This window comes from Ruegeria sp. YTSA072, assembly GCF_059610285.1.
On record NZ_JBXWNI010000003.1, the window covers coordinates 1 to 12,261 of the forward strand.

12 protein-coding genes are annotated in these 12,261 nt (G+C 56.1%); 5 read left to right on the forward strand and 7 right to left on the reverse strand.

The features are described from left to right. Positions 1–157: 157 nt before the first annotated feature. Positions 158–1,003, reverse strand: a complete 846-nt coding sequence (locus AC2FIB_RS06770; protein ID WP_496736186.1) for a DMT family transporter — start codon at positions 1,001–1,003, stop codon at positions 158–160. A gap of 129 nt (positions 1,004–1,132) precedes the next feature. Between AC2FIB_RS06770 and AC2FIB_RS06775 the strand changes: the two genes are divergently transcribed. After that, positions 1,133–1,552 (forward strand): group II truncated hemoglobin, encoded by a 420-nt coding sequence (locus AC2FIB_RS06775; RefSeq protein ID WP_496736185.1) that lies wholly within the window; start codon positions 1,133–1,135, stop codon positions 1,550–1,552. 398 nt (positions 1,553–1,950) lie between these two features. Here the strand turns inward: AC2FIB_RS06775 and glnT are convergent, their stop codons facing one another. From glnT to AC2FIB_RS06805, 6 genes are all read right to left on the reverse strand, one after another. Next, positions 1,951–3,279 (reverse strand): type III glutamate--ammonia ligase, encoded by a 1,329-nt coding sequence (gene glnT, locus AC2FIB_RS06780; protein ID WP_496770820.1) that lies wholly within the window; start codon positions 3,277–3,279, stop codon positions 1,951–1,953. 80 nt (positions 3,280–3,359) lie between these two features. Next, positions 3,360–4,688: an FMN-binding glutamate synthase family protein gene (locus AC2FIB_RS06785; RefSeq protein ID WP_496736191.1), complete on the reverse strand. Its 1,329-nt coding sequence runs from the start codon at positions 4,686–4,688 to the stop codon at positions 3,360–3,362. A 20-nt stretch (positions 4,689–4,708) separates the two neighbouring features. Continuing rightward, a complete protein-coding gene (locus AC2FIB_RS06790; RefSeq protein ID WP_108861026.1) occupies positions 4,709–5,392 on the reverse strand; it encodes a GltB/FmdC/FwdC-like GXGXG domain-containing protein in 684 nt (227 codons plus the stop codon). A 1-nt stretch (position 5,393) separates the two neighbouring features. Continuing rightward, complete coding sequence (locus tag AC2FIB_RS06795; protein ID WP_496736183.1) at positions 5,394–6,323, reverse strand: class II glutamine amidotransferase; 930 nt, start codon at positions 6,321–6,323, stop codon at positions 5,394–5,396. Between the two features lie 147 nt (positions 6,324–6,470). After that, positions 6,471–6,686: a hypothetical protein gene (locus AC2FIB_RS06800; RefSeq protein ID WP_108861028.1), complete on the reverse strand. Its 216-nt coding sequence runs from the start codon at positions 6,684–6,686 to the stop codon at positions 6,471–6,473. A gap of 11 nt (positions 6,687–6,697) precedes the next feature. Further along, on the reverse strand, positions 6,698–8,074 hold the full coding sequence (locus AC2FIB_RS06805; protein WP_109310838.1) for an ammonium transporter: 1,377 nt from the start codon (positions 8,072–8,074) through the stop codon (positions 6,698–6,700). A 340-nt stretch (positions 8,075–8,414) separates the two neighbouring features. On the opposite strand from AC2FIB_RS06805, the gene AC2FIB_RS06810 reads away from it, so the two are divergent. The 4 genes from AC2FIB_RS06810 to AC2FIB_RS06825 are packed head-to-tail and all read left to right on the forward strand — an operon-like array spanning position 8,415 to position 12,252. After that, positions 8,415–9,560 (forward strand): aminomethyl transferase family protein, encoded by a 1,146-nt coding sequence (locus tag AC2FIB_RS06810; RefSeq protein WP_109310839.1) that lies wholly within the window; start codon positions 8,415–8,417, stop codon positions 9,558–9,560. Positions 9,561–9,615: 55 nt separating this feature from the next. Continuing rightward, positions 9,616–10,212 (forward strand): dimethylamine monooxygenase subunit DmmA family protein, encoded by a 597-nt coding sequence (locus AC2FIB_RS06815; RefSeq protein ID WP_496736181.1) that lies wholly within the window; start codon positions 9,616–9,618, stop codon positions 10,210–10,212. Then, positions 10,209–11,171, forward strand: a complete 963-nt coding sequence (locus AC2FIB_RS06820; RefSeq protein WP_496736179.1) for a PDR/VanB family oxidoreductase — start codon at positions 10,209–10,211, stop codon at positions 11,169–11,171. Before AC2FIB_RS06815 ends, AC2FIB_RS06820 begins: the two co-directional genes overlap by 4 nt. Positions 11,172–11,184: 13 nt before the next feature. Further along, positions 11,185–12,252: a heme-dependent oxidative N-demethylase family protein gene (locus tag AC2FIB_RS06825; RefSeq protein ID WP_282119225.1), complete on the forward strand. Its 1,068-nt coding sequence runs from the start codon at positions 11,185–11,187 to the stop codon at positions 12,250–12,252. Positions 12,253–12,261: the final 9 nt, after the last annotated feature.

Here is a 12,261-nt window from a genome sequence, read left to right on the forward strand (position 1 = left end):
CCTGCCTGCTGGCCAACACCCTCACCGCCTGCTGCCGCGCAAACAAACTGCCAGAACCAGAAGGCCTCACAGCCTGAGCTGTTTCGCTGGGGCGCAAAAAATGCGCCTTAACGAAACTGATATTACCTTGTTTTAAAGAGCTTTCGGAATGGTCGCCTCAGAGAGCCAGATAGCCTATTCCCGCAAACGCAACCAAACATCCAAGCCATTGGCGTGGCATCATCTTTTCACGCAAAACAGCCCATGCCAACACAACCGTCAGCAGCCCAAAGACGGACGCTGTCACCGAGGCAAATTGCGCATTCGGCAACCCGCCCGCCGCGATCACGCAAAGGATGGCAACAGCATCCAGAACACCCATGACACAGAGAAGAGGCAGAGCCCGCCGCCCGGGCCAGATTGATCTGCGGGATGCCAGGGCGATCATGCCTAGGGCAAGTACTGCCGTCAGCCGAATAACCAGGGAGATTGAGTATTCGTCATTATGTTCGGTTGCATATTGTCCTAGCGCAAAGGTGGCGGCGAACCCGATTGCTGCAAGTATCGATAGCACCACCGTCGGGCCAGCTGCTGGGTATTCGGTTGCGTCGCGTTCAGATTGGGCAGCCACAACAGAAACGCCAACACCAATCGCGATGACGGCAAGCCAGTGCAGCGGGCTGACCGTTGCGCCGCGCCAGATGGCCAGTGAGACGGACAACACCGGATAGCTTGCAACAATCGGAGCAACCAGCCGGACCGGGCCGCGTTGAAAAGCGGCGTACATGCAGACTCCCGCCAGCAGATAACACCCCCCTGCAGCAATAGCGCTGATCAATGCCGTGCCAGGAATTGGGTCGACTTCACCCATCATCACAACCAAACCAAGTTGCAGCACTGCGCCCGAAATCAGCACAGCCATGAGCGAAGCAATCACGCTGACAGACTGGCTGACATAGCGCACTGCCAGATCGTGTACCCCCCAGCAAAGTGCCGCCAAAAGGCCAAGCACCAGAGCGTTCAATCCGTCATCTCCCTTACTGGTTTCACCTAATTCCGCTTCTGAGCATGTGTATGTCGAAATGTCACTGTTGTTAAATTTATTTTCCTGTTATGCAATATTGCAGGTGCCAGAGATACAAAAAGGCAGCACATGGAATCTGCGATAGAGCAACTTGGTGGTGAGGCCCAACTGCGCGCTCTGGTCGAGCGTTTCTATGACCGGATGGAAACTGACCCGGCAGCGTATTCGTTGCACAGGCTGCATTTTCGAGGACATGGGCTGAACCACACCAGACAGGCTCAATTTGAATTTCTCAGCGGGTTTCTCGGCGGACGCGCCTACTATCGTGAACGTTTCGGCCATATGGACCTGCGCGAAATCCATGCGCATATCCCCATCCGGAAGGCCGACGCAGAGCTTTGGCTGGATACTTTCGATGCCGCATTGGCGGATTGCGAATTGACCGGTCCGGTTGTGGAAAAGATGCGCGCGACGCTTCGCCGGGCTGCGCACATGCTGGTCAATGACGTTCCAGATTGGCGGTTGGAGGCGGATGCTGGGTATACGTAAAGCCGCTTTGCGGAAATCACGTTACGTGTTCTGCGGTTCCAATCAAAGCTGACGCCAATGATTATTTTCAGAATACGGTCGATCGAGAACATGCACCCATGTTCTGATGGTATTCTTTTCGTGTGTTAACAGAGGGTTGGCCTTAAAATCCCAAACGTCCAACGGGCTGCGCATCACGCGCAAAAGGTCAAATTCATCCAGTTGTGGAATAGATTACTCTTTGCAGAAATGTACGATCTGCGGGTCGTCTTGATGCTTGGCGAAGTGGTCACAAACTGCGCCGGAACACGCCTTGCGTATGCTGAAACTTGAGAACGTTCCTGGCGAGCCACTTGGGGCCTCAAGTAACGGGGCCGCAGCTTTTGCCGCGGCCCAGAAGTGCAACCTTGCAACCCGGCTTAGATGTCCAAAGTGTTGTCTTTTTCCCAGCGTGAGAAGTGAGAGACGAAAGAATTCCATTCCTGATGTTTCATTTTCAGAAACGCGGATGAGAACTCGGCACCCATCATGGCCTTCAGTTCCTTGTCCTTGTCGTATTCGCGCAGGGCATCAAGCATGTTCAACGGCAGTTTCGGCGCACCGCGCACCTTGTGGCCTTCAGCATACATATCGATGTCCCAACGTTTGCCCGGGTCAGCTTTGGACCGGATACCGGACAGACCAGCGGCGATGATCACCGCTTGTAGCAGATAGGGGTTGGTCGCCCCATCGGGCAGACGCAGCTCAAACCGGCCGGGTCCGGGAACGCGAACCATGTGCGTCCGGTTGTTGCCTGTCCAGGTCACTGTATTGGGTGCCCAAGTTGCACCCGACATTGTCCGCGGCGCGTTGATACGCTTGTAACTGTTCACTGTAGGATTGGTGATTGCTGCCAGTGCTGAGGCGTGTTTCATGATGCCGCCGAGGAAGTGTTTTCCGCGTTCTCCCAGACCGACCTCTCCGGTTGGGCCTTCGCCTTCGCCTGCAAACACGTTAGTTTTTGCATCCGCGCCTGGGGCATCCCAGACCGAGATATGAGCATGACAGCCATTTCCGGTCAGACCTTCGACCGGTTTCGGCATGAACGTCGCCCGAAGCCCGTGCTTTTCAGCAACCGACTTGGTCATGAATTTGAAGAACGAGTGCTTGTCAGCGGTGCGCAGCGCATCATCAAATTCCCAGTTCATCTCGAACTGGCCATTGGCGTCCTCGTGGTCATTCTGGTAGGGACCCCAACCCAGTTCCAGCATGTAATCACAGATCTCTCGCACCACATCATAGCGGCGCATTACGGCCTGTTGGTCATAACAGGGCTTTTCTGCTGTATCGAATGGGTCGCTGATCTGCTCTCCATCCGGGGTCAGCAGAAAGAACTCGGCTTCGATACCGGTTTTGACATGCATGCCTTCGGCGGCGGCCTCGTCAATAAGGCGGCGCAGGACGTTGCGGGGGGCTTGCGCAACATCGCTTCCTTCCATCACGCAGTTACCAGCAACCCAAGCCACTTCGGGCTTCCACGGTAGCTGAATGACCGAGGACGGATCAGGCACCGCAAGCATGTCGGGATGCGCTGGTGTCATGTCCAGCCACGTGGCGAACCCGGCGAATCCCGCTCCGTCCTCCTGCATATCGGCAATCGCCTGCGCGGGCACCAGTTTGGCCCGCTGTCCACCGAACAGATCGGTGAACGAGATCATGAAATACTTGACGCCTTTTTCTTTTGCGAAAGCTGCGAGATCTGTCGTCACGATTGCTTTCCTTTCCCTGTTGAATTTTAGTTTTTCAAAGCAAAAACGCGGCCCCCATCAGGGAGCCGCGCAGCATCTATTCAGAACCCTTCCTTACCGGGGTACCAACTGGTTCCCGCCAGTGGCACTCGCGCCATGGCGGCGGCCTCCATTGTCAGGGCACACAAGTCCTCGGGCTCGAGGTTGTGCAGGTGATTGTGCCCACAGGCGCGCGCAATGGTTTGCGCTTCAAGCGTCATAACTTTCAGGTAGTTACGCAGCCTGCGGCCCGCATCGACCGGGTCCAGACGTGCGGCCAGTTCGGGGTCCTGCGTGGTAATACCCGCCGGATCCTGTCCTTCGTGCCAGTCATCATAGGCACCGGTTGTCGTGCCCAGCTTCTGGTACTCGGATTCCCACTTGGGATCGTTGTCCCCTAGGGCAACCAGAGCGGCCGTGCCGATAGCAACCGCATCTGCACCCAGTGCCAAAGCCTTAGCCACATCGGCCCCGGTTCGGATACCGCCCGAGATAACCAGCTGCACCTCACGATGCACGCCCAGATCCTGCAGCGCTTGCACGGCAGGGCGGATACAAGACAGCGTCGGCAGACCGACATGTTCGATGAATACGTCCTGCGTGGCAGCAGTGCCGCCCTGCATGCCGTCCATCACCACCACATCGGCCCCCGCCTTCACCGCCAGCGCGGTGTCGTAATAGGGCCGCGTTGCACCAACCTTGACGTAGATCGGCACTTGCCAGTCGGTGATCTCGCGCAGTTCAAGGATCTTGATCTCAAGATCGTCCGGGCCGGTCCAGTCTGGATGGCGACAGGCTGAGCGCTGGTCGATACCCTTGGGCAGGGTTCGCATCTCGGCCACGCGGTCGCTGATCTTCTGACCCAGCAGCATACCGCCGCCACCGGGTTTAGCGCCTTGGCCAACTACAATCTCAATTGCATCAGCCTTGCGCAGATCGTTCGGGTTCATGCCGTAACGCGAAGGCAAATACTGATAGACCAGCTTGGTTGAATGGCCGCGTTCCTCTGGCGTCATGCCACCATCACCGGTGGTGGTTGACGTGCCCGCTGCGGATGCGCCACGGCCCAGAGCTTCTTTCGCCGGACCGGACAATGCGCCAAAGCTCATGCCTGCAATTGTGATCGGGATATCCAGCTGGATCGGTTTTTTGGCAAAGCGCGTGCCCAGCGTTACTGAGGTATCGCAACGTTCGCGATAGCCTTCCAACGGATAACGCGATACCGACGCACCCAGAAACAGCAGATCGTCGAAATGAGGTACTTTCCGTTTGGCTCCCCCACCTCGAATGTCATAGATGCCGGTCGCAGCGGCGCGACGGATCTCGGCATTGATCGGGTTGGAAAATGTCGCCGACTGGATCGGCAGGGTGCGGGGGATCTGATCGTCCATATCTTTCATACCCTTCTTCCTCAGTAAGCGGCGGCGTTATCAACGTCGAAATTATAAAGCTGACGGGCCGAACCATAGCGTTTGAACTCTTCTGGCTTGGCGTCGCTGCCCGCGCGGGCCAGAAGATCCCTCAGGATATCCAGATGCTCGGGACGCATGTCCTTCTCGATGCAATCGGCGCCGAGGCTCTTGACCGAACCACGCACGAACAGCCGGGCTTCGTAGAGTGAATCCCCCAGCGCATCTCCTGCGTCCCCGCAGACAACCAGATTGCCGTCCTGTGCCATGAAGGCGGACATGTGGCCGATGTTGCCATGCACGACGATGTCGATCCCTTTCATTGAGATGCCGCAGCGCGAGCTGGCATTACCTTTGATCACCAGCAATCCGCCGTGGCCGGTCGCTCCGGCGTATTGGCTGGCGTCACCATCGACGATGACCTGACCGGACATCATGTTTTCAGCAACGCCCGGACCAACAGAGCCTTCAACTTTGATGGTCGCCTGCTGGTTCATGCCTGCACAGTAGTACCCGGTCGAACCTTTGACCGTCACCTCAATCGGCGCGTCCAGACCGACTGCGATTGCGTGGCTGCCTTTAGGGTTCACAATTTCCCAACGGGTTTGATTGGTCTCGGCGTTTTGTGCCTGCAGGGACGAATTCAATCCGCGCAGTCCATCTGCCTCTAGATCATAGGTCTGCATATCAGGCGGCCTTTTCGTGGGTTGTGGGGCTGTCGTTGTGCGACCAGAAATATACGGTGGAGGGTTCAGGCTCCCAAACCCGGGCGTTTTCAATACCCGGCAGGTTCACCAAAGCACGGTATTCGCTGCCAAAGGCCACATATTGGTCTGTTTCGGCCATCACCGCAGGCTTACAGGCAATTGGGTCACGTACGACACCAAACCCGTCTTTAGTCCCAACAACAAAGGTGAAGAAGCCGTCCAGATCATCAATGCTGGTCTCCAGAGCCTCACCCAGTGTCGCGCCGTTCATCATCTTCCATGTCAGATATGCGGCACCCACTTCGGTGTCGTTCTCGGTCTGGATAACCACGCCTTCACGGCGCAGTTTGCGGCGCAACGAGTTGTGGTTGGACAGCGATCCATTGTGGACCAGACACTGATCTGGCCCGGTGTTGAACGGATGCGCGCCCATTGTCGTCACGGCGGATTCGGTCGCCATACGCGTGTGCCCAATGCCATGTGTGCCGCTCATGCCGCTGAGGTTAAATCGGTCTGCAACATCCTTGGGCAGGCCAACTTCCTTGTAGATTTCGAGGCTTTCGCCGCGGCTCATGATCCGAACCGACGGGCGGATTTCGGCCAGCGCAGCGCGTGCGGCTTCGAACTGACCGGCGGGAATTTCAAGAACGGTGTGTGTGTCGTTGTTTGTCTGACCAACCGTTGCGCCCAGCTTTTCACCCAGCTCATCACCCAGGCCGACAAAGTCAGCATCGGGGTTGGGCGACTGGACTGTAATCTTGGTCTTGCCTGCCGACTCTGCGCCATAGATCGCGATACCGGCACTATCGGGGCCGCGGTCTGTCATCGTAATCAGCATGTCCGTCAGCATGTTACCCAGTTGGGGCGCAAGAGACTGGTCTTTGAGGAATAATCCAACAATTCCGCACATGGCTGGCAGATCTCCTTGTGTGTTTCACTATGATTCGAAGGTATCAACAAAACTTGGGGACATCAATAATAGTAGGAAAGTTTTTTTCCTAACAGGCAATGGGCGCGATCTCTGATTTCACGCCCATTGCCAGCGTTTAAAGCTGGATCAGTATCGTTCCAGCTGTGCCTTCACCTTCTCTTCGTCGCCGGTGTGGCGGGCCTTCTCAAGGTGTTCACCTTCCCGGACGAACTGAATGCGATGCCAGCCGATCCAGAAGACCACGCCAATGATGACCATCAGAACTTCGTAACCTTGAAAGGGGTAGATCGGACCGACCTCGGCAAGATCGACAGCCCAGCTTGTGTATCCATTCGTAGACATGTCTTTCTCCTTTACTTCGCTGCCGCGCCAGCACGGGCAGCCAATTCCTGTTTGTCAGCTTCAATGATCGCTGCCTTGGCATCTTCGTAGGCGTGGTGCTCGGCGTAATCGAGGCCCTGCAGTTCAACCTCTTCCGGGATGCGAAGGACACCCGCGGCCGCTTGCATCTTGGCCAGAGCCCAGCCGGGCAGGAAGCCAAGAACAAAGAACATGATGACCGCGCCGGTGATTTGACCGATCGGGTTGATTGTTGCGTATCCTTCGTATGGCGAAGATGGCACACCCCAGAGGACAAAGCCTGAAATCACCAGGCCAACAACCCCGGCATAACCGTGCACAGCAACGGCGCCCACCGCATCATCCAGCTTGAACCGGCGTTCTACCCAGTAGTGCAGCTTGTACACGATCACGACGCCGATCGCGGCAATGATCATTGCCTGAATCGGATGATACAAATCGTTTCCGGCCGAGGCGGTGATAATTCCGGCAAGCCCGCCTGAGAAGGTCCAGAACGCATCACCTTTCGAGATCACATAAGCCGCCATCAGACCGCCGGATAGCGACATCAGGAAGTTGAAGGTGATCGCCGACAGGGTCGTCGGAGCCAGATAGATATTGGTAGCTGTCCAGGTTACGCCAGTGATTTGCCCATCGATCCCTTCAGGTGAAATCACAGGCACGTTGCACGCGGCATAGAAGCCCCAGAAGCCAGTGTAGATCAGGAAGATGCCGATCGTCAGTAGCCACGGATTGTGCGGAGGAATGTCCCGTGGTGTCCCGTCCTTGGCGAACTTGCCTAGGCGCGGGCCCAGAACCATGATTACACCCAATGCGTAACCGCCTGCAATTGCGTGAATTACACCGGAGGCATATGCATCATGGTAGCCGAGAATTCGAACCATCCAGCCACCGTAGTGCCAGCCCCATGCAGCGTCGATGATCCACCAGACCGATCCGATCATGACCGCATGTACCCAGAGCGCCGAAGACCTGATCCGTTCGATCACGGAACCCGAAACGATCGAGGCTGCCGTCCAAGAGAACAGCAGGAATGCTGCCCAGAAAACGCCGGTGATTCTGTCACTAACATTGGTTGCCATCGTGTCGGCCCAAGGCAGATTCGCTGCGCCCGCTTCTGCGTCCAGACCGCCCCAGAACGGAAAGTTCGGAAAAGCCCAATAGATCCACCATCCAAAGAAGAAGAACGTGACCGTCACCAGTGGGATGATCATGATGTTTTTCATCAATGTGTGCATATGGTTACGGGCACGGCTGGCGCCGACTTCGTACATGCAAAAACCCACATGGATGAGGAACATGAAAACGACCGTTACCCAGTAGTAGAACTCGGTAAAGATCGTCGTGAGAGCATTTAGATTGCCATCCACTTCGTAGTCTCCCTGTTGTTGCAGCAGGAGGTCTCTCTGCGGAGTTTTCCTGCTGGGAAATTTTATCTACTCAGGGGACAATCTCGTGGGGCACCTGTCAATAGATATGTGGGGCAAACATCTTTAACGGTGGTGTCGCATACTCAATTTGAAGGGTCGAAAACTGGCTTTTCTTCATAAAAATAAGGGGTTTTCTTTAACTCTAAGCCCCCGTCTAAGGGTTCAGAATTTGAAGGCAAATATTCCCAACAGGAAAATAATCTGCACAGAGGTGTTGATTTTCAATCTGACATCGGCCTCAATATGGGCAACAAAAAGCAATCAACGGGAGAGCTGAACCATGGCCATTCTTTGGAGGACGTCCGCCCTTGCGCAGCGCCATGCCGAGATCGGCGGCGAACTTGAGGACTGGAACGGCATGGGAACCGCATGGTTCTATGACCACAGCCCAGAACGCGCCAAAGCTGATTATGAGGCAATCCGCACCAAGGCGGGCCTCATGGATGTTTCCGGCCTGAAAAAGGTTCACGTGGTCGGCGAAGATGCCGCCTATGTCATTGATCGGGTCACCACGCGGAACGTGGAAAAGATCATGCCGGGTCGGTCGACCTATGCCTCGATTCTGAATGCCGAAGGCAAATTCGTTGACGATTGCATCATCTATCGCTTGTCGGTGAACACATGGCTTGTGGTGCACGGCACCGGCACGGGTATGGAGCAGCTGACGTCGGTGGCGGCGGGCAAAAACTGCGCGGTCATTTTTGACGACGACATGCACGACATGTCGCTGCAGGGACCAGTGGCCGTTGATTTCTTGGCCAAACACATTCCCGGTATTCGCGATCTGGCGTATTTCGGAATCATGCAGACCAAACTCTATGGCTGCCCCGTGATGATTTCGCGGACGGGCTATACTGGTGAGCGCGGATACGAAATTTTCTGTCAGGCCAAGCACGCGGTACACCTGTGGGACAACATTTTGGCGGAAGGCAAGGATATGGGGATCGTCCCGGTCCAGTTCTCGACCCTCGATCTGCTGCGCACCGAAAGCTACCTGCTGTTTTATCCGGGCGACAATTCCGAAACCTACCCGTTCGACGGCGAAACCTGCGGTGATACACTTTGGGAGCTGGGTCTGGAATTCACCGTTTCACCCGGAAAAACCGGGTTTATCGGCGCCGAGAACCACTATGCCGCGCAAGGCAAAGAACGATTCAAGATCTACGGCGTCAAGCTTGACGGCACGACCCCAGCGGATGAGGGTGCGGACCTGCTGCAAAACGGAGAAAAGGTCGGGGTTGTCACCTTTGGCATGTATTCCGAAATCAACGGGCACAACGTGGGCATCGCGCGAATGCCGGTCGCCTGTGCCTCACCCGGCACCAAGCTGACAGTGCGCAACGGTGATGGGACAGAAATAGCGGCGACTGCAGAAGAGATGCCGTTCTACGATCAGGACAAATCTATCCGAACCGCAAAGGGCTGAGTTTCAGGGGGCGCAACGGACACACCGTGGCGCCCTTTTCCTATTTGAGGGCACAATGTCAAAGTTCGAATTTCCCAAGTCAATCGCAAGCCGCCCAGTCTGGGGCACGCTAGAGGTCCGCCCGGGCGAACACCATCTCATGATCGCTGAGGCCGAAGGGGCCGAAGCCGTTCTTGACATCGCAACACCCGACCTGATGGCCAAAACCCATCTGATCTACATTCCCAAGGGAACGGATTACGTTGAGCGACTGCAGGCACTGAAGCCTGCGCAATTCTACGAAGGTCCATCCTATGAAGCCTCGCTGCAGCGCATTCGCCGCGTTTTGGAAGACGCGCATATGGGGTTGCAGGTCTACCTGACCGGCTCTGAGGGCATGATGGGTCAGGCCATGAACGAGGTGATGGCCGTAGGCCTGCCGCACACGGCAATTCAGACCGAACATCGCGGATCGGTTGCGCGCCGAATGCAATGTGTGCATTGCAAAGGCATCACAGAAGATGTTGAGGTTGACCCGTTTGTCTGTGCGCATTGCGGGCTGAACCTGTTCGTGCGCGATCATTATTCCCGCCGTCTTGCCGCCTATCAGGGTGTCCGCGTGGATGCCGAAGATCATGGCAACGTGCCCGAGCCGAAGGGGATTTACGAATGAGTGGCGCCGAGAAAATCCAGGCCAAAGTGACCGAAATCACTCCCTTGAACGAGTTGGTGACGCGGTTCCGGTTCGAACGTATCGACGGAGGCCAGTTGCCGACCTTTTCGGGCGGGGCCCATACGGTCGTCGAAATGCAGGATGGTGGCATCACGCGGCTCAACCCATATTCGCTGATGTCGGACCCGTTTGATCAGTCATCCTACACCATATCGGTTCGGCGTGATGATGAGGGCAGGGGTGGTTCGCTGTTCATGCACCGCCAGGTCAAGCTGGGCGACGAAATGACCATCAGCTATCCGGTCAACCTGTTCTCTCTCGATTTACGCGCCCGCAAACACCTGTTTCTGGCCGGTGGCATCGGGATCACCCCGTTTCTGGCGCAGATCAAACAACTTGAACTGCTGCATGGGCATTGGGAGCTGCATTATGCCTGCCGCAATCACGCGCTGGCATCTTATGCGGACCAATTGACCGACCGGCATCCCAATGAGACGCATCTGTATTACGACGACCAGAACCAGCAGATTGATCTGGAGAACCTGTTGAGCGGGCAACCTCTGGGCACGCATGTCTATGTCTGCGGCCCCAAGGGCATGATCGACTGGGTGCGCAACACGGCCGCTGCTGAAGGCTGGCCCGAAGATTGCGTGCATTACGAAGAGTTCCTGGCGCCTCAGCCCGGTAAACCGTTCGAAGTGCGTTTGGCAGCGTCAGACAAAGTCGTTCATGTGGGCGAGAACGAGAGCCTTCTGGAAGCCATCGAACGCGAAGGTGTGGATGCGCCCTATCTGTGCCGTGGCGGAGCCTGCGGTCAGTGTGAAACCGCCGTGCTGGATCACGACGGCAACTTTGTGCACCGCGATCACTGGCTGACCGACGAAGAAAAGGCATCGGGCAAGAAAATCATGCCCTGCGTATCGCGTTTCGAGGGCAAGTCCCTCGTGTTGGACCGCTGAGAGGAGGCCCACCATGACCATTCAATTCAACGACGAGTCCTTCCGCGACGACTATACGTTCCACAACTCGGACTGGGCGATCAAACGCTTTCCGTTCCCATTCCACGAAGACAGCTACATGTATTCGGTCAACATGGAACAGCATCGCGGCGGCCCCGAGGGATCAGTCTATGAGATGCGGTTCGACGTGGACGAGCACTACGTTTCAGAGATGAAAGACCGCGCAATGGTTCTGGATCAGGACCCGCTGCGCTGTCAGTCGTTGCCGCATATGACATTGGCCGGCTGGGACTTGCTTGAACTGATCATGGTTAGCAAGTCCGAAGACTATCCTGATCTGTTCGAGTTGCATCGCAACGGCAATCAGTGGCGCTGGATCAACAAGCCAATGGGCATCGATCACAGCTTTACCTTCATGGATGAAACCACACTGCCTTATGGGCCTATGGAATACATCACGCGACAAGCTCAGGGCGATTTCGCCGTGCTGGATCAGCGTGATGAGATGCTGTGGATGGACGCCGGCATGGTGACAACACAAGCCGATTGGAGCCTGGATTTCGACATCGGCATGAACTTTTTCGAATGGCACGCGCCGGTTCCGAAGGCCCATGAAATGGGTATTTTCCAGCGCGCGTTGAAGTTCTTGCTGAATATCCAGCAAGGCGCCCCCGCGCGGCGTCTGAACTGGACCATGACGGTGAATCCTTTGCTGGATACAAGTCCGGAAAACTATCACAAATGGGGCATTCAAAAGACCACGCTAACGCCTGAAAACATTGCTCACAAGCAGCATCTGCGGGTCGAGTTGCAGACGTTCTTCCGTCTGCCGCGCTCCAATGCGCTGGTGTTCCCGATCCGCTGCTATCTGTGCAGTTTTCAGGATCTGATGACTGTTCCCAAATGGGGGCGCCGTCTGCACCGGGTTATTCGGGACCTGCCTGAAGAGCTGGCCACTTATAAGGGGTTCATCGACAACCGTCCGATGATGCTGGACTATCTCAGCCAGTTTGACGACGGGTTACCCACATCGCCGGGGATTTGGCCGGACTTGGAAACGGAACCGCCTTTGTCGAAGTGAGCATTGTGA

What these genes read in the sequence shown, in the direction of transcription:
- AC2FIB_RS06785 (WP_496736191.1), bottom strand. Translation starts at nt 4,688, where the DNA reads ATGGACGATCAGATCCCCCGCACCCTGCCGATCCAGTCGGCGACATTT.
- AC2FIB_RS06810 (WP_109310839.1), top strand. Translation starts at nt 8,415, where the DNA reads ATGGCCATTCTTTGGAGGACGTCCGCCCTTGCGCAGCGCCATGCCGAG.
- AC2FIB_RS06775 (WP_496736185.1), top strand. Translation starts at nt 1,133, where the DNA reads ATGGAATCTGCGATAGAGCAACTTGGTGGTGAGGCCCAACTGCGCGCT.
- AC2FIB_RS06820 (WP_496736179.1), top strand. Translation starts at nt 10,209, where the DNA reads ATGAGTGGCGCCGAGAAAATCCAGGCCAAAGTGACCGAAATCACTCCC.
- AC2FIB_RS06795 (WP_496736183.1), bottom strand. Translation starts at nt 6,323, where the DNA reads ATGTGCGGAATTGTTGGATTATTCCTCAAAGACCAGTCTCTTGCGCCC.
- AC2FIB_RS06815 (WP_496736181.1), top strand. Translation starts at nt 9,616, where the DNA reads ATGTCAAAGTTCGAATTTCCCAAGTCAATCGCAAGCCGCCCAGTCTGG.
- AC2FIB_RS06825 (WP_282119225.1), top strand. Translation starts at nt 11,185, where the DNA reads ATGACCATTCAATTCAACGACGAGTCCTTCCGCGACGACTATACGTTC.
- AC2FIB_RS06790 (WP_108861026.1), bottom strand. Translation starts at nt 5,392, where the DNA reads ATGCAGACCTATGATCTAGAGGCAGATGGACTGCGCGGATTGAATTCG.
- AC2FIB_RS06800 (WP_108861028.1), bottom strand. Translation starts at nt 6,686, where the DNA reads ATGTCTACGAATGGATACACAAGCTGGGCTGTCGATCTTGCCGAGGTC.